Here is a 17170-nt window from a genome sequence, read left to right as displayed (position 1 = left end):
CTGAGCAAAAATCAGGTGAGTGCCTGTAATTCGTCGGCTTGGTGGTAATCTTTAAGTGATCAGTGGAAGATTTTAAGTGTGGAGTTGCAGACTTAAATGCGGGACTACATATTAGGGAATTGGATGAAAAAGAACGGAGAACTTTTAAACAATTCAACTCAATGTGTCGATATATATAATAACTTATTCAAGGAGGTATGAGACTCATTACCATACTGCATAAACTAAAAGGTCTAATTACCAAAAATTATTTAATATACAAGATCAATAATAGATTAAATGGTTTTACTCCCGTCTATAAACTCAGTATTGATCATCCTACAATAACGTTTGGAATCGAAATAGAATTCAAAGTAGACGATTCAAAAATAATTGAATTGCTTGAGTTTCTTGTAAATAATGAACTTTGTTACAATCGGAAAATATTAGACAAAGTTGAAGCAAAATCAACAAAAGGTTGGAGATTGAGTAAAGAAATGAACGGGGTATACGAAATAATATCCCCTGTACTAAAAGACTTAGAAGCACATTGGTCACAAATTTCATTAATATGCAATAAATTAACTGATGTTGGTGCAGTTACGGATGGAGATTGTGCTTTTCATATTCATATTGGAAGTCAAGAGCTTTTCACGAGAGGAAGACAATGGATTAATTTAAGAAACTTATATCGAAATTTGGAACCACTCACCTACTTACTATCCGCTGGAACAGATTCTGCGATTCCTAAGCAAAGAATTGAGCATTTTGCTGTACCCTTAATCATCGCAGACGAATCATTATATTGTAAAGGGATTGCTCTCAATGAAGCACTAATAAAAATAGAAAATGACGAGGATGAAAAATACTCACTTACAAGTCTGTACGCAGGGAAATATGTAGGGCTAAATTTAAGAAATCTAATCAAAGAATCTAAAACTATTGAATTCCGAACGTTCAATAGTACCCTTGATCCAACTCTCATTCAAACTTATATCATTTATGTTTTATCTATCATTAATAAATCAGTCGATCAGACCTTTAGATTCGACGATAACTTTTTTATAAAGAACTATCAAGTTTCACCATCATTCACACCCACAGTTCAACTCGACCCTTTATATATTTTGAATAGCTTAGATGTTATTATAAAGGATCCAACTATACAAAATAGATTACTTTGGTACATGAAGCAGAACAATTTTGAAATTCCTAACTATGCAAACGATGTACTTAAAGGGAAATTAAGCGATATAAAGAGAACACGACTACTTAACTAATAACCCAGCATAACACTGTCTGGGTTATTTTGTATCATGGTATGATACTTTCTAACAAAAGTTTGCAATCCTCTATCGTTACTTAGTGTTTTTTGATTTTTTTTCTCTTGAGTTTCTTTTGTGGTATTTAAATCTTCAAATCCATAATATTCTTCAATCTTAATTTCATTGGCTCGTATCGGCACTGCAATCCACCCAGTTCCTTGAAGCTTTTCTTAGCTTCACCCGATTTAATAATAAATTTCTCCTTTACTTAATCGAAATTAATTTGAGTACGTCCTTAGCAAGTTTTCTTAATTGCCCCTTCAACCATAAAAACCTCTCCAGTTGTAGCGAAAATCTCAATGCAACAATCTTCAATTATCCTCCTTCTACTTCGAGTGCTTTTCAATATAAAGCTACCTTCTTCATGCCCAGCAACAATTATTATGAAAAGACACGTTTTCGGAAGTTTTGCGAGATTTACCTGTGTTGTTATTTTAATCCTCTACACTTTCTCAGGTCTTATTGCTTAGAACTCTCCAATTCCCTTTTCAATATCAGTCATGCTCACAAGTGCATAATCACTTCGCTTATTGACTATATCGTTCATCATTCTTTCAGCTCCTATAAAGCTATCCCAACAACATTTTTTGAATTTTAATCCGCTTCCACATTTACACGGTTCATTTCTTCCAATGTTCTTATAGTCCATAAATTCATGCAACAAGAAAAAATCCCATGTTTTTTGATCCTTCTCATAAAAGAAAACCTCTTTTTTGAGAGTAGCTCCCGTTGTAGCACCTGATTCAAACCCTGCTATTATTTTTGCTGGTGATTTATATACAAAACTCTTATGTGCATCTATCAAACTTTGTTTATTTTTACCGATGCATTTTATGTATGAATTATTTATAATTGCCTTGTTGATTTCCCTGACTTGTCCTTCGCTGAGTAAATTAATTCTATCAGTCTTAATATATTCAGGAACATTACCGTGAAAATAAGCAATATAATATTTACATGATATTGGCATAAGTATTAACACATTTTTTAAACCCATATGCCTATTACTAATATTAAAAAGGCGATTTTTGATTCCAAGAGCAACTGTTGTGAGATATTGATCACTCAATAAAAAATCGTTGTCGTCAGACTTGATTACCGCAAAACTGTACTTCTCAGTAATGGTACGTGATAATCCTTTTATGTACGGTGAGTTCATAATATTCTCAAGCATTAAACCAATGCGATCATGTTTTCGTTCTCTTTGAAATTCGAATTCATGCAACAAAGCACCGCTTCTATAATAGAAGATAATAACTTCACGCATATATTTCTCAACATAGTTCTTCAAAAGAATATTGGCCATGCCTCCTGTTTCATGCTCATCAATCATTCTTTCTAAATTAACCATGGCTGGACCAAAGTAACTTTCAATTTTCGAAAAATATTTCTCTAATCGATTCCTCTCGATATCTGGATGCTCGTATGTAAATCTCTCCACCATAGAACTTTTACATTTTATAACATAGGGTGGTTTATCACTATCAACTAATACTTCATACACTTGAGATTCATTGGAAAAACGGGTTAAAATACATTGAGGTATATAATGTTGATTTTTCACTAATCCTTCCATTCGTATCCCCTCACTTCCGATATCGATATATAGTTTCAACATATCATAAACTTATTTCGAAAAGGCATGTTTTCTCCATAAATACGATTTCCTCGCCGATTATCAGTGCATCAAGGCTTTAGGATCGAACGGCGGACATCAGAAAAAGCCGAGGATATACAGGAGTAGATACCTGACTTCACTCGGCTCAGTGGCAGACTTTGTGGAATAACGTAGTCTTTTTTTTCTACAGACCCAAGATATTTGTTACTATTCATACATCAAAAGCATCATCAATAAAAACCTTCCAGTTAATTCTTGTATTCTCACCACTTAAAATATAAGTGTTGTCTTCATCTAAACTTACTATTTTTTTTATAACACTATTAATATCACTATTATGGATTAACTCCCAATCCCCCTTAGGATTAAAAAGTTTCATTGTAATGTGACCTGGGCTTTCAGGGATTATTGTGAATGTATACACACCTCTTAATAAAACAAATTGCACTGTGATATCTACGTTTTGCCCCTCGAACTCTGTTGGAAGTTCTGTTGGTTTACCCATAATGTAATTAAGCTCATATAGTTTGTGTTTGATTCTTTTATACCTACTTATCTCCTTATCCATCTTGTCGATTATTCTCTTTGCATGATTGAGATTTTGGTTCATTAACTTTTCAACATCAGATAAATCATCCTCGATTACTTGCAAATCCACTTCACCTTTTAAATAATCTACTGAGCATCCATATAATTTCGAAAATTTTACAAGTAACTCATCATCAGGGAGCAATTCACCACTTTCTATCTTCTTCACTTCTGACTGTTTAAGATGTAATATATCTGCTACTGTGGTAATCGTATACTTTTTTTCTTCACGACGCACTTTAATTGTTTCACCAACGGTTAAACTCAAATTTTTCACTCTCACTTTTTGAACAGAATATAGTATATATCGGAATAAATATCATCTATTAATATATCCAGTGAGTGTTTAATTGGTTGTTACTAAACTCTTACCCTTCTGAATCACTTTTCTCTCCCTACTATGTCAAAGTCCTAAATAGTCTTCTCACCCATGTCACTTTTCCAATATCCCAATAACAATCAACTCTCCAGTTATTCGTAATCTACCTTCTTTTTGAATCCCTACTTTGATAACGAACAATAAAGTTCAACGCCCCTTCCAATTCCCCAAATCCCACGCCCCACAAGGATTCTCAACCCCCTCCTCCAATTCCCTCTCCTTCATACCTGCACGCCATGTTTGACGGAAAATCTGGGGAAATCATCGGCAATTTTATCGGGGAAAATCATGAATCGAACCGTAAAAGTTTGACGGAAGATCAGAAATAGAAACGGGGGAAACAAGGGGTTAGGGAAACAGGAATATGACCAGGGAAAAGGGTTGAATCGAGAAAGACCAGAGCTCGCAAGGGATCGTCAGTGTAATGATCGGGGAAAACAATCGGGGAATAAACGAAAAAGCCGAGTGAGATCAGGAGAAAATGCCTGAAATCAGATCGGCTTGCAGTTAAACTTTATAAGCTTTGTGCAGAGTTTATATGGTGGGCGTTAAAGTTTGTTAGATGTAGACAATATTGCTTATTGCTCAGGATGGTAATATACATGATGTTACGAACAGACAAAGGAGAGAGATAGGATTGGAGAGTTTGACTGATCTTGAACATCTAATAAAAGAATTTGCCCATGCAATTAAGGCAGTGGAGGATACAGACACCACTGGACTGCGGAGTTCCGAGGGTGTACAACGTGCAACAATCGTTTTTGTCGACAATACCAAGCTATATGTTACCGAGCGTCTCAATGAAGGCTATTCGTATGATTGGATTTCGAAAAATGGAAAGTTGCTGTTTCATCACGACAATGAGGGTAAGGCACCGAACTATTACCATAGGGATGTATATTCCATAGTAAGAGGGATCGTCACTTTTCACCTCATGATAAGTAACGACCAGAAGAAATAAGGAATCAATTGTCTAAGAAAAAAAGCCGATTGAAATTAAGAGAAACTTCCTAATTCAACTCGGCTTACTTCTATTAACATATTTATGAAAATTGATAATCTGTCTGATCAATTAATGTGACCAGCAGAGTCTCTTCCAAGTAATTATTATATAATCTCATCGCTGACCCTCTCTGCTTAATCAAATTAAACCAATCTCTATCGATATTCAGCTCCGCCACCCCAGAGTACTCGTCCGCCCGTGTGAGCAGAATTGGCATGCTCCTCTTCAGCAACTAATTCCATATGTCCTGGTTCCTCAGCATGATGCCATACATAACCTTCAGGTATTTCACCGTTCTGTATCTCTGCTATCTGTTCGGAAGTAAAATTAGCCGCCAGATCAGGATCATTCGCAATGTCATTAGCTAATTGATCGTTCAAATAAGAAAACTGAACATCATCGGTTTGAAGATAAAGGCTTTCGGGAAGATCATAGCCGTACACCTCATTAAAGTCAGGGAAAACACCTTCGATCCATTGTCCATGGGGTAGCTGAATTGTTTTAGTTTCGTATGGCACACCCGTTTCTGAATGCTCCATACCTGCTAAATCTGAGTTAATGGTATCAATCACTTCGACATTCGATGGTATCCCGGTTGTGTCAGCCAAACCGTCTATGCCCACTTCTGAATGCCCCGTAACGAATGTATTAGCATTTATACTATCGGCATCCGTTGGGGTTTCTGCCGCTTCCGCCAAGCCATCTACGCCATCAACCACTTCGATTATTCCGACAGCTAACACACTTACTGCCGCAACCATTCCAATCCTTTTCGCACCATCTTTAACCTGATCCATATTCCCTTCTTTGAATCCAACTGCAACATTTTTACCGTTCTCATAGACATAGCCAATACCCTCTCCAACGCCTTTTGCTGTGGTTACTACTGCATCTCCAAGTTCATTGAACCCTTGTTTAACCTTGTATTCATCCTTCTGGAACAGTCCAACTCCAACATCAACTGTACCGCTTGCTACCTTTCCAAGAAGCTCTCCTGTTTTTGCCGTTGCCCGCTCTGCTCCATCTCCAATTTCCTTAATCGTCTGGCTATTGGTTATCTCTCCTACAACTCGAACAGAGCCTCCAATTACTTTTCCAGTTACTTTACCAGCGATTGACCCCAATTCATTTAAGAATCCCATGTGATGCTCCTCATTTTATTTCATATGTTTTAAACGGAATATTTTGAGAGTAACTGTTATAATTTGATAGCCATGTAGAACTAATTCTAATTCGTTATGTTATGATCTACTCAAAAAACCGAACGAAAATCAGGAGTTGATCCTAATAATCGTTCGGCTTGGTGTCAAACTAATTTGATTAAGAAGCAACTTTTTGTCATACCTGAAGAACTAATATAACTTTCAATAAGTTATCTATTAGAAATTAGGACTTTTGAACCGATTAGTATTTCCTTTGCCATTCAGAACAGCTACTCCAAGCCTTCATATTAAACGATCTTTTAAAACATACTTGAACTTCCTCTGGATCATACTCCATCACATTTCTCATTCCAACTTTAGGTATAACTCTAATGGCACCCTTATAACCATTCCAATGCTGACACATTGCACAAATTCTTGTAGTCGGAGAACAATTTTTTATAATCACTAAATCAATCTTCTTCTCTCAGCTTCTTCACGTGCAAGATTACGAGCATATTCCTCGGTAGCATTATATACAGCATGAAGAACTTGTTCATCTGTCATACCTCTTAATCGTGATCTTAATCTTCTTTCACGTTCTTCTGCCTGTTGTTGAAGATATTCTCCTGTAGCTTTAGCAAAATTTCCTGCCTTTTCCCAGAAACTCATATTACACGCCCTCTATTCTTAGATTTAGCATTTTCGACAAGCCTTAAATCCACCCTTCTGGGTCACACACGACTTGCATACGAATTTATCACAATACGAGCAAGAATCTAAATCGGATACGAAATACTTTTTTCTACACTCAGTACAAAGAGCGTATCCTTTTTCATCCAAGTGATTTGAATTCAATGATATAGTCCCCCCTCTCTCAGCAATAGTTCCAACTATGTATTAGATATAGTTCCATATTACTATAAACACCTTTCCAAATTCCAGAATTTCTTATTACTTATGGAGATTCGACAGTTATTATAGACTCCCTTCATCCTGCTACCTGCGAATAAATTTGTACGCCACTAATTTTTGATAGGACTTTTTGTATCACCATAGTGACCATTATTATGAAGATGTTTTACTACCCCTGAAAAGATTGACTCCACGACTGAGTTTTACGACTATAAATTATGAAACCCCCTCCGATAACTAACGGAGGGGTCCTGGATCATCTTCTATTTTATTTATCATTTATTGTCAAAGGCTTAGTAGCAAACTTATTTTGGGTGAGTGTGTGGGATAGTTGGAGGCTAATTTTATAGCTAAATTTATGAAATGCTATTAACAATATTGATTGATCTTATCAGCCAATACTTTACGATCCCATAAGGTGACTTTATTGGAGTTAGCTAATTCAATCGCAGAAGTCGTGAAGTAATTATTAGTAACCACAATTCCTTTATTTGCTTGCTCAAGGGCAACATAAAAGTGTTGCCCCTTTTTAAAACTTCCGAAAAGGTATCTTTTCAGAAGTTTATTTAATGGTTACTTTTAAAAACTCATAACCAAAAAATACGAGAAAATTTTTATTTCGCTCAGCTCTATTTTATTATTCATCTATGATAAGGCATTTTTATTGCTTGTATTTCGAAACTGCAATAGGACTTCAACATTATCCTTTTTCTCTTCATTCAAAGTCCCCTTTTCGAGATTAAGCAAATATTCGGCAATATCTTGTGTAAGATTTAATCCATCAGCTTCAATAATATCCTTGGGTCTCAATATATCAGCCTTTAGTAGCATATCCACCGCTTTATTAATTAACTTTGGTCGTGGAACGCTAAGAATATCATCCAGGGGTTCTTTCTTACGCATATTTTTTTGATTCATTTGCTTCATAAGATAGGTGTACTGATTGTAGTTGATCGCCTCTAAGTGAAATGCTCTAACTATCATCGCTTGAATAGATACTTTCCATTTTTTCTTCAAGTCAATGTAGAAGCTAAGATTATTAGGATAATGAAGATCTTTCAAAAATGCATTTTTGGGTAAAAGGAATGCCCCTGCAAATGAATCTGCTTGATGCTCAATTAAGCGATGCTCTTCAAGATAAATGTCATTGCAATCGGTGTTCCAATTGTGAAGAAGCATGTGTCCTAATTCATGGGCTGTATCAAACTGTCTCCTACTTGCTGATTGCTTTCCGTCCCCAAGAATAATCACATATCTCTCGCGATTATTAATCATCTGCCTTTGACTGAAAGCATCTATTTTATGCGTATCCGTTGCTAACGAAGTTATAACAAATCCATTTTTCTCTAACAAGAAGACAATATTAGATATCGGATCTTCATTTATTCCCCAATGTTTTCTTAATGATAATGCGATTTCTTCGATATCTTCACGCTCCAATAAGCTGGGGGTGTCTAATTTATCTTCAGGCAAGTTAACAAGATCTCTAACATTAGGCAAGTTTATTAGAGGAAAATCAATGTACTTTTCGAGGTAATCACAAAGTTTAGAAAAGTATCTTGTTTTTTCAATTTGTGATAATCGTTCCTTTTTAGACGTTGATACTAACGATCTAAAAAATGTGTTTCCAACCTGTATTTCCTCAAGGGTATCTGATTCATAAAAATACTCTCTTGGAAATTTAAGAACATACATCAACTTCATGAGTGTTTCTAAAGTAGGTTTAGTTTTACCATTCTCAAATTGTGAAATCGCTTGTTTAGATACACCCAAGAGTTCTGCCAACTCGGATATCGTAAATCCTGAGAATACTCTTGCTGATTTTAATCTGTCCTTGTTAAAGGTACTTACGATAGCCATAGCTAACTCCTTTCTCAGATTTTATTTTTCACTCATCTTGATCCTTGTGTTTTCTTTTGAGTTTAAGTAAGCCTTGAATCTCCTGATCTTGTTTTTGATCCGAAATGCCTGAATAATTTGATTCAACTACAAAACCAACAGTATCATCTTCGTTGTTGTATCCAACAATGTAGTGACTTAAGTCTTCTTCATAAATTGGGGTTAAAGTTATGTCTGGATGAAGAACCCTACTCTTAGCTGAAGTAACTTTTCCATGAACAACATTGTAGGTAATAAGTTGCACTACTTCTACCTCCATATTCTTCATGACCATATTAGCTTTATTTTGAATAAGCACATCTCTTGCTGAGACTATTTCCCCTTCAAACATTTCTAATTGACCTCTTACTGGAAGAGGTTCATTAATTAAGTACTTGTTTTTTATGGCATAAGCATACAAGTAATGAATACTTTCATTTTCATCGTCAGCCCTATCAATTTGTTCCTGAAATGTACTCTCTCTCAAGATTACATACAAGTGTTTGTTGGAAGTTGAGTAAAGCCGTATATGGTCGTACCCATTTTCTCTATAAGTATCAATGATATACATATCTTTGAATACTTCATATACAAGTTGATTAACTTCATCGGAGTTGGAGTTTCTATACTTATTTTTGGTTATACTATTGTCTGCATTCTTTTTTTCACTGTTCACTAAAGTTCCATTTACAAAACACTCAACCAATTTTCTCTTCTCATTAAAATCGTGCAAGGTAACAGTCTCCAAAAAATACCACTCCTCTCGTATATATATAACTTACTATTTTACTCTATTTTTGTCCAGTGTTTTCCGATATCTTCTAAAAAACATCTATAATATTAAAGATTTTTCTTTACATACCCAATCGTGATTCTATTCAAAATAGATACGTTATCATTTTAATTCATTCGCTATTTTAAAAGACAAGGAGCCTTGCTAACTTAACAATAAGCTCATTCTTCAATACAGATATTTAGACACGGATTGGTACTTCCACTCTTCCTCTCGCCACAAACTTTCCCTGTTTAAATATAGTGATCAATCCACCGTTGACTTTATTCTTTCCTAATACTTATCAAATAGTGTTCAAAAAAGGCTGAATTTATTCCGAAAAGTCTTTTCTACATAAATCCAAATAGCCGAGTAAAAACAGGAGTGGATACCTGAATTTTCTCGGCTTTTAGGCTGACTGTTTAGGGTTGGAGTGAACTTTGATAGCTATTTACAGTTAGTGCGTCAAATATGTAGAGATTTCGATGTAAGACCTAAAGAGTAGCACATCAAAAGGTGCAACAATTGCGAAAAACCTTAAACTGTGAGAGGAAATAGTAAAAAGTTTATTGGTACAGTAGAGGATCAGATTGAGGATGAATCCGGCGACACACGAGAGCAGGGTGATAACTTTGTGTAACTTTAATAATTAGTACGTCAAAATGGGATAGACTCAACGAAAAAGCGTCTTTGATTGTTGTTTGATTTAATTTACCCCAAAAAAAGTACGACGAAATGGGATAACTCAACGAAAAAGCACCTTTGGCCGTTGTTTGATTTAATTTACCCCAAAAAAGTACGACGAAATGGGATAAACTCAATGAAAATGCACCTTTGGCCGTTGTTTGATTTAATTTACCCAAAAAAAGTACGACGAAATGGGATAAACTCAATGAAAACGCACCTTTAGCTGTTGTTTGAATTAATCTACCCCAACAAAGACCTTTAGCTTGGATAAAACCGTTACTCAAGGCAGAAATACATGATAATAACAATCGTCTATAAATTTCCGAATAGACATGTTTTCAAAATGTCTGTTTCCTTTTTCCATCCCTAAGCTAACAGACTCATTACAATCAAAAACACTTTTGCTTTCCCTACTATGTCAAATTCCTAAATAGTCTGTCCACGCATGTCAGCTTCCCAAAACTCTCTCGACCTCACAGTCACAAGGCTCCCAGCCATTTCTGCCCCTTTCACCAAATTTCCTGAGTAATTAAAGTTTGCAGAAGAACAGAAAAGAAATAATGTCTGCCTAATGGCAAAGGTAAAAAAGGAAGCAAATAGTGGATGGAGAAGTCGAGAAAAAGCCTGGTATAACAAGAAATTGGAGTGGTTTAGGACCTTCCCTTCCCCCTAATCCCTCTCCCCTGTATATAAAAAAATCCGAGAAAAACAGGAATGATACCTGATTATCGCTCGGCTCTTAGGCAGACTTTTTAGACTTTGGGTATACTTTATTTGCTATTTACATCAACCTCAATTTCTCCCTACTCCCTTTTTTCCCCTATTCCATCCCTACTATGTTCAGAATAAATAAACTCCTGCTAAAAAAAACTCCTCAAACCCGCATTCCACCGTTGCTCTCATAAATAAACTCTTGCCACAAAACAGTCATTCCCCCTATTATTCACTCAACTTTTTCTGTCACAACTTTATTAAAATCTGAATAATGTCTTGATAGAAAAACAGGGGAAAGGCTTGATGGATCTGGGTATCCCCCTTCTCCATTCTTCCTCTCCCCGATTTCATCACGTCTTTATTCAATTTTTAGCACAGGTTTATTATGAATAGCAGCGGTTTATTTTGGGGTTACAGTATTTCTTATAAGCGACACACAGCTCTCCACATGCACCGTATGCGGAAACATATCCACCGGCGTAACCTCTACCGTCCGGTACCCGCCCTCTTCCAACACCCGCAAATCTCTCGCGAGCGTAGAAGGATTACAGCTCACGTACACCACGCGCTCCGGCTTCATCTCAAGTATCGTCTCCAGCAAACGAGGATCGCACCCTTTACGTGGCGGATCGACCACGATCACATCCGCCTCAATCCCCTGCTCTTTCCAGCGCGGAATCACGTCTTCGGACGCGCCGACTTCAAACTCCACATGCTTCATACCGTTCAGTTCTGCATTGGCACGCGCATCCTCGATCGCTTCCTTCACGATCTCGACCCCATACACCTTCTTGGCATGCTGGGCCAAGAACAGGGATATCGTCCCGATGCCGCAATAGGCGTCGATCACGGTCTCCTTACCCGTCAATCCCGCATATTCCACCGTCTTGCCGTACAGCACTTCGGTCTGGGCCGGGTTTACCTGATAGAAAGAACGCGCTGAAATGGCGAACTTCACATCGCCTATATAGTCATGGATGACCTCACGTCCCCACAGGACACGAGTTACATCCCCGAAAATAACGTTCGTTTTACGTGTATTCACGTTCTGGCAGATACTCACCACAGCCGGGAGCTCCTCACGGATCGCAGAGATCCACTCGTTCACCCGTGGAATGCTCTCGCCATTCGTAACGAGCACAATCATCATTTCCCGGGTAGCAAAACCGATCTTCACCACCACATGACGAAGCAGGCCTTGGCCTGTCTCTTCATTGTAGGCGGTGATGCCTAGCTTCCGCCCTATGGCTTTGACGCGGCTGACGACCTCGTCGTTCTGTTCGTGCTGGATGAGGCATGTCTCCATGTCCACGATCCGGTGGCTGCCGCGGGCATAGAAGCCGCCGACCAGGCCGCCTTCCGTTACGCCAATAGGCACCTGGGACTTGTTGCGGTAGCGCCAAGGCTCGTTCATGCCGAGTGTCGGACGCACGAGGATCCCCTCTTGATCTGAATCAACGCCGGACACAGCAGGATTCGCCCCATTGGTTTTAGTATTCTCAATGTCCCTTCCACCATCTGTGCCACTCCGCTCATCGTCCACACGCGTCTCTCCAGCACCTTCCGCCTCATGCACCACCCGCAGCTTCCCGATCCGCTCCAGGTTGTCCACCACCAGCTGGCGCTTCCACTCCAGCTGACCGGCATAATTCATATGCTGCAGCTGGCAGCCGCCGCATTGGTCGTATATCGGGCATGGAGCCACGATGCGGTTCGGGCTTTGCTCGACCAGCTCCAGCAGCTTGGCGTAGCCATACTGCTTCTTGGTCTTGAGCACCTTCACCCGGGCCTTCTCGCCCGGCAGGGCGCCCTGAACGAACAGGGTATAGCCGTCGGCACGGCCGACCCCTTCCCCGTCATGGTTCATTCCTATAATATCGATCACGACCTCGTCGTTCTTGGCCACCGGCAGGTCCAGGAGGGCCGCCGAAGCCGCCGGCTTGCCGCTGCGGCGCGTGTCGCTTCCCTTGCGGTTCTTCTTCATGATGTGCTGTTCACTTCTTTCCGTTCAACTTGTCCCTTACCACTCTATATTCCCAATCGGAACACCATCCATAATAGAAGTTGTTCAAAAAGCTCGCTTTTGATCACGAAGTGAATCAGGAAGCCACTCGGCATCGAATCTTGAATTCAGCCGGGCCTTCCGGTGCTCACGTACTCAAGCGTACGCTCCACTCCTCAGTCCCTAGCTTCATCCAACCTTCTCGGTGCTGAAAACCGACCTTTTTGAACACGCACTTAATAGCGGATGATCTTCCGTTAACCTTCATTCGCTTAAACAACAAAAAGCTCCCCCAAGGGAGCTTAGCGCACAAGCTCACGTCCATCATTATACGGGAGCCTCGTATGTTATTCAATCCATTCAGCCTGCAAATCCAATCATTTACTTACAACAACGTAAAGCCTAAGTGGCGATCCTCGGCCTGTTCCATCTCGATCCATGGCCCATCGCCCCAATCGCCTATCCATCGCTAATGCGATCAGTCCCCGCTGAGCCATCGGCAGCAACCACCACGCCTTACGCGCGCCCCATGCCTTCCGCCTCTCTACCATCCACCATCTCAGCCAAAAATCCGCAAATGCTGCGGCAGAACACGGAACGTGCCCGGCAGGACGCCGCCGAACTCGCCGTCCAGGTTCAGCTGAACCGGTCCCGGAGAGACGACCTCCATATAGTCGGTGCGGAAATGCACGACCCGCTTGTCGTTGATGTGCTCGCCACGCAGGGCGAGCGTAGCCACGCGTACGAACTCCGCCAGATTGCACTTGCGCAGCGCAATGACGTCGAACAGGCCGTCGTCGATGCTTGCGCCCGGCGCGATTTTGTCGAAGCCGCCGACCGAGTTGCTGTTGGCAATGAGGAACACCATGAATTCGTCATGGATCGCCGGATGGCCGCTAGCATTGATGATGAGCTCCTGCGGCGCGAGGCTGACCATTTTCTCGATCCCCTTCAAATAATACGCCAGCTGCCCGATCATCGTCTTCAGCTTGCTTGGTACCTCATATGTGAGCTCGGTCAGCGTACCGCCGCCCGCAATATTGATGAAGTAACGATCATTCGCTTTGCCCACATCAATCGGACGCGTCTCGCCCCGAATGACCAGATCGCAGTACTCCTCCCAGTTCTTCGAGATGCCGAGCGCCCGCGCAAAATCGTTCGTGGTCCCCAGCGGGAAAATACCCAGCGGAGGGAGATTATCCCTGCCGGCCATCCCGTTGATGACCTCATTGAGCGTACCGTCTCCACCGGCTGCGATCACAAGATCGTATCCGCGTTCGACGGCATCTGCCGCTTCACGGGTCGCATCCCCCTCTCCGGTCGTTGCATGACAGGAGGTTTCGATGCCAGCACTGTCCAGACGGTGCAATATATCAGCAAGCCGACGCTTCATTTCCTCCCGGCCGGAGGTTGGGTTATAGATTAACCTTGCATTTCTCATTAACGATACGCCACCTACTTATGATTTCAAGGATAGAAGAAGAAGTTTGGCCTGCGACTCCATCCACTGCGGCAGCAGCGGGTGCGGAAGCAAGGTTCTGCCGGAATATCGACAATCCAGCCCCTCGAGCCGATCGGGTATAACCTTCTCCGTAAAATACCCCTCACTCAAAAAAAGCGGAGCTACGATCACATCGCAGCCGCGCTCCATCCATGCTGTCACCTTGTCCCGAACATTGCCGGGACTGAGTAAAGCATAATCCGCGCTTGTTCCGCTTATCTCGCTAACTCGCTGTGCCAAAGAGTTAATACCCTTTTCCCAGCGGCTGCGAAACAGATCATGCCGGCTGCCGTGTCCGACAAGAAGAATAACCTCCTGCGCCGGGTTCACGGACAGCTCTCTCACCTTATCCCATACCATGGCCGCAATCTCGGGGGCGTCGTCCATCGGCGTGCCAAAATGAACCCGGGACCGGACCCGAAACGGCGCCAGGTCCGTCTCCATGTCCGGAACGGCCTTCGCTCCTATAGCATAAGCTATTTCGTCGACATGTGTGCTGCCGGACGAGACAAATAGAGGAATGACCACAATGTCGGTGACACCCTGGTCTTCCAAGGCCGTGATGCCGTCCTGAATCAGACGGCCCTCTACCAGTTCCAGGTACGAAGAGACGACCGGTATATCCATACGGGACGCCAATCTGTGGACGGCTTCGTCCACAAGCGACACCCATTTCTGTTCACGCGAACCATGACTAATAACCAGCACACCCGGCTTCGTCATAAGTTTAACGTCCTAAACGCTCCAGCGTCATTTTATAACCGTCATTGCCGTAGTTCAGGCAACGCTTCACGCGCGAAATCGTTGCGGTGCTGGCTCCCGTTTCTGCTTCAATCTGGTTGTATGTGCATCCCTTGCCCAGCATGCGCGCCACTTCCAGCCGCTGCGACAAGGACTGAATTTCGTTAACGGTGCAGAGATCATCGAAGAATACATAGCACTCTTCCACACTGCCCAGGGTTAATATCGCTTCGAATAATTGATCGATGCTTTTATCATTTAGCTTCTTTAATTGCACTGGATGATCATCCCCTATTGTTACTGTGTATAACACTCGCACTCCCATTGTACCCGAGCGGAACTAGTATTTTCAAGCATTAACGATTTCACGCACTACAGGACAACCATCACCCAGAGGCAGCATCCCTTATATACGCTCACATTTCACCGCCCCAGCACTCGCCAAAATCTTCCTGGGCTACCGCCCGATTCCGCTCCTATCCCGAAAATCGGGACATCCGCCTAAACCCATCGCCCGCCCGTATCATACAGTATAGTATCTTAACTCAAAAAGGAAAGTGATATCATGACGCGTCATTCTCACTATTATCACCGCCGACCCACTAATAACCAGCGCTCCCTCAATGAATATGAATCACTGCCGCAGACGCCATCGCCATACCCTGGCATCACGCCATACACCGATTATCCGGAAGTGGGTGAAACCGCGTTATATCCATATACCGACGGCGTAACCGACATGGAAGCTTCAGCTTCGGCTCTGGCTCCATCCACGAATTCCGGCGGCAGCGGTCTGGCAGGTCTCCTTGGCGGAGGAGGCGGCAGCGGCGGTGGAGGCGGATTAGGCAAGCTCCTCGGCGGGCTCGGGGTCAACAATATGAGCGACATCAAGGGCCTCATCGATCGGATGGGGGGCATCGACGGCATCGTCAACAACATTGGCAAGGTACAAAAGGTCATGCAGGGCTTCCAGCAGCTTGCGCCTATGGTTTCTCTGCTTGCAGGCGCTCTCGGCAAGAAGAAAGGCGGAGGCGGCAGCGGATCCTCTCCAAGCGCATTTACGGACCAGAATGAAGACGGCTACGAATATAAACCGCGAAGACGCCGTTCCTCGGGAAGCCGGCGCCGCTCTGGCTCGCGCAGAACATCCGGCTCTGGCAAAAAACGTCGTCGTTGACCTATGTAAATGGGTAAACTTTAAACCTACCGTGCGTTTCACAAAACACGGCAGCCTCTGATCATCAAAGGATATGTGCCTCGATGGGTTTAGCAGATAAGTCCCTAAAACTCACCATAGGCGGAATCATCCGAAACATCATACATCATGCAGTTGGCTCCAGTCGGTTACCCAAGACTGGAGCCATATCCTTTTATCAACCTATGATATCCTCATCAGCGCGTCCAGTCCCCTTCGGGACCGGCTTCTTTATTCTCGGCGCTTTCGAGTGATTTTAACCGAAACCAATAGGATCCGCGCAGACCGGAACGCAGCAGCATCATGATGCTGCCCATCAGATACAGCACGGTCGGGATCCGTTTCATATGGGGATAGAACATGAGTATGCTGCCAGTGATGAACAACAGGCCGGTCGCAATCTCGCTGATGACCATGCCCACCTCATAGCGGTTCGTCACGGCGAGCTTTCGTTTTCGTTTCCAAGCCAAGCGAAGCATCCGGCGCAGCAGCCGGGAACGCAAAGGCTCATCTGGTTGATGCGATGAACGCTTCTTGGGATGTGGTCTGAGCCTGAGTTTCATATGCAGTCCCTCCTCTGCAAGCCTTTACCCCTTACGGAGGAACAAGAAACGACAGCGATTTAGCATTCGCCTTATGATGCAGGACAACCTTACCACATTTTAGGTAACCGAATGGCAGGGACTTGGGCCGACAGATACTCCCGGCTGGCATCCTCTACCTTACGAATC

16 protein-coding genes are annotated in these 17170 nt (G+C 42.1%); 3 read left to right on the top strand and 13 right to left on the bottom strand.

The genetic code is table 11. The features are described from left to right. Positions 1-197: 197 nt before the first annotated feature. Positions 198-1259 (top strand): amidoligase family protein, encoded by a 1062-nt coding sequence (locus AC0VZ8_RS05085; protein ID WP_475486216.1) that lies wholly within the window; start codon positions 198-200, stop codon positions 1257-1259. Here AC0VZ8_RS05085 and AC0VZ8_RS05080 read toward each other — a convergent pair. The 3 genes from AC0VZ8_RS05080 to AC0VZ8_RS05070 all read right to left on the bottom strand — a co-directional run bounded on the left by AC0VZ8_RS05080 (position 1256) and on the right by AC0VZ8_RS05070 (position 3778). Further along, the gene (locus AC0VZ8_RS05080; RefSeq protein ID WP_475486215.1) at positions 1256-1444 is read right to left on the bottom strand and encodes a hypothetical protein; all 189 of its coding nucleotides are present in this window, start codon (positions 1442-1444) and stop codon (positions 1256-1258) included. The genes AC0VZ8_RS05085 and AC0VZ8_RS05080 overlap by 4 nt on opposite strands. Positions 1445-1770: 326 nt before the next feature. Further along, on the bottom strand, positions 1771-2880 hold the full coding sequence (locus AC0VZ8_RS05075) for a DUF4238 domain-containing protein (protein WP_475486214.1): 1110 nt from the start codon (positions 2878-2880) through the stop codon (positions 1771-1773). A 253-nt stretch (positions 2881-3133) separates the two neighbouring features. Beyond that, entirely contained in the window at positions 3134-3778 is a 645-nt protein-coding gene (locus AC0VZ8_RS05070; protein WP_475486213.1) for a helix-turn-helix domain-containing protein, read from the bottom strand. Between the two features lie 748 nt (positions 3779-4526). Between AC0VZ8_RS05070 and AC0VZ8_RS05065 the strand changes: the two genes are divergently transcribed. Continuing rightward, positions 4527-4850 carry a toxin-antitoxin system TumE family protein gene (locus tag AC0VZ8_RS05065; protein WP_475486212.1) on the top strand — a complete coding sequence of 108 codons (324 nt, stop codon included), beginning with the start codon at positions 4527-4529 and terminating at the stop codon, positions 4848-4850. Positions 4851-5047: 197 nt separating this feature from the next. On the opposite strand, the gene AC0VZ8_RS05060 is transcribed toward AC0VZ8_RS05065, so the two are convergent. From AC0VZ8_RS05060 to AC0VZ8_RS05020, 9 genes are all read right to left on the bottom strand, one after another. Beyond that, on the bottom strand, positions 5048-6034 hold the full coding sequence (locus AC0VZ8_RS05060) for an HNH endonuclease (RefSeq protein ID WP_475486211.1): 987 nt from the start codon (positions 6032-6034) through the stop codon (positions 5048-5050). A gap of 468 nt (positions 6035-6502) precedes the next feature. Next, the gene (locus AC0VZ8_RS05055; RefSeq protein ID WP_475486210.1) at positions 6503-6706 is read right to left on the bottom strand and encodes a hypothetical protein; all 204 of its coding nucleotides are present in this window, start codon (positions 6704-6706) and stop codon (positions 6503-6505) included. 612 nt (positions 6707-7318) lie between these two features. Further along, complete coding sequence (locus AC0VZ8_RS05050) at positions 7319-7429, bottom strand: restriction endonuclease (RefSeq protein WP_475486209.1); 111 nt, start codon at positions 7427-7429, stop codon at positions 7319-7321. A 165-nt stretch (positions 7430-7594) separates the two neighbouring features. Then, the gene (locus AC0VZ8_RS05045; RefSeq protein WP_475486208.1) at positions 7595-8809 is read right to left on the bottom strand and encodes a helix-turn-helix domain-containing protein; all 1215 of its coding nucleotides are present in this window, start codon (positions 8807-8809) and stop codon (positions 7595-7597) included. A gap of 28 nt (positions 8810-8837) precedes the next feature. After that, positions 8838-9575, bottom strand: a complete 738-nt coding sequence (locus AC0VZ8_RS05040) for a hypothetical protein (protein WP_475486207.1) — start codon at positions 9573-9575, stop codon at positions 8838-8840. A gap of 1825 nt (positions 9576-11400) precedes the next feature. Beyond that, positions 11401-12984 (bottom strand): 23S rRNA (uracil(1939)-C(5))-methyltransferase RlmD, encoded by a 1584-nt coding sequence (gene rlmD, locus AC0VZ8_RS05035; protein ID WP_475486206.1) that lies wholly within the window; start codon positions 12982-12984, stop codon positions 11401-11403. Positions 12985-13561: 577 nt separating this feature from the next. Then, a complete protein-coding gene (locus AC0VZ8_RS05030) occupies positions 13562-14443 on the bottom strand; it encodes a diacylglycerol kinase (RefSeq protein ID WP_009592325.1) in 882 nt (293 codons plus the stop codon). Positions 14444-14461: 18 nt separating this feature from the next. Further along, a complete protein-coding gene (locus AC0VZ8_RS05025) occupies positions 14462-15226 on the bottom strand; it encodes a sirohydrochlorin chelatase (protein ID WP_475486205.1) in 765 nt (254 codons plus the stop codon). Positions 15227-15230: 4 nt separating this feature from the next. After that, positions 15231-15521 (bottom strand): YerC/YecD family TrpR-related protein, encoded by a 291-nt coding sequence (locus AC0VZ8_RS05020; protein WP_053489879.1) that lies wholly within the window; start codon positions 15519-15521, stop codon positions 15231-15233. A gap of 288 nt (positions 15522-15809) precedes the next feature. Here AC0VZ8_RS05020 and AC0VZ8_RS05015 point away from each other — a divergent pair, with 288 nt between their 5' ends. Next, the gene (locus AC0VZ8_RS05015; protein WP_475486204.1) at positions 15810-16421 is read left to right on the top strand and encodes a hypothetical protein; all 612 of its coding nucleotides are present in this window, start codon (positions 15810-15812) and stop codon (positions 16419-16421) included. 215 nt (positions 16422-16636) lie between these two features. Here the strand turns inward: AC0VZ8_RS05015 and AC0VZ8_RS05010 are convergent, their stop codons facing one another. After that, positions 16637-17002, bottom strand: coding sequence for a YrhK family protein (locus tag AC0VZ8_RS05010; protein ID WP_071221505.1), 366 nt, complete (start codon positions 17000-17002; stop codon positions 16637-16639). Positions 17003-17170: the final 168 nt, after the last annotated feature.

The sequence above is a fragment of the Paenibacillus sp. QJM3NY_38 genome (assembly GCF_056173265.1).
The sequence above is the reverse complement of the archived record's forward strand: the minus strand, read 5'-3'. Positions and strand labels throughout refer to the sequence as shown.

What these genes read in the sequence shown, in the direction of transcription:
- AC0VZ8_RS05085 (WP_475486216.1), top strand. Translation starts at nt 198, where the DNA reads ATGAGACTCATTACCATACTGCATAAACTAAAAGGTCTAATTACCAAA.
- AC0VZ8_RS05075 (WP_475486214.1), bottom strand. Translation starts at nt 2,880, where the DNA reads ATGGAAGGATTAGTGAAAAATCAACATTATATACCTCAATGTATTTTA.
- AC0VZ8_RS05060 (WP_475486211.1), bottom strand. Translation starts at nt 6,034, where the DNA reads ATGGGATTCTTAAATGAATTGGGGTCAATCGCTGGTAAAGTAACTGGA.
- AC0VZ8_RS05055 (WP_475486210.1), bottom strand. Translation starts at nt 6,706, where the DNA reads ATGAGTTTCTGGGAAAAGGCAGGAAATTTTGCTAAAGCTACAGGAGAA.
- AC0VZ8_RS05045 (WP_475486208.1), bottom strand. Translation starts at nt 8,809, where the DNA reads ATGGCTATCGTAAGTACCTTTAACAAGGACAGATTAAAATCAGCAAGA.
- rlmD (WP_475486206.1), bottom strand. Translation starts at nt 12,984, where the DNA reads ATGAAGAAGAACCGCAAGGGAAGCGACACGCGCCGCAGCGGCAAGCCG.
- AC0VZ8_RS05030 (WP_009592325.1), bottom strand. Translation starts at nt 14,443, where the DNA reads ATGAGAAATGCAAGGTTAATCTATAACCCAACCTCCGGCCGGGAGGAA.
- AC0VZ8_RS05025 (WP_475486205.1), bottom strand. Translation starts at nt 15,226, where the DNA reads ATGACGAAGCCGGGTGTGCTGGTTATTAGTCATGGTTCGCGTGAACAG.
- AC0VZ8_RS05015 (WP_475486204.1), top strand. Translation starts at nt 15,810, where the DNA reads ATGACGCGTCATTCTCACTATTATCACCGCCGACCCACTAATAACCAG.
- AC0VZ8_RS05010 (WP_071221505.1), bottom strand. Translation starts at nt 17,002, where the DNA reads ATGAAACTCAGGCTCAGACCACATCCCAAGAAGCGTTCATCGCATCAA.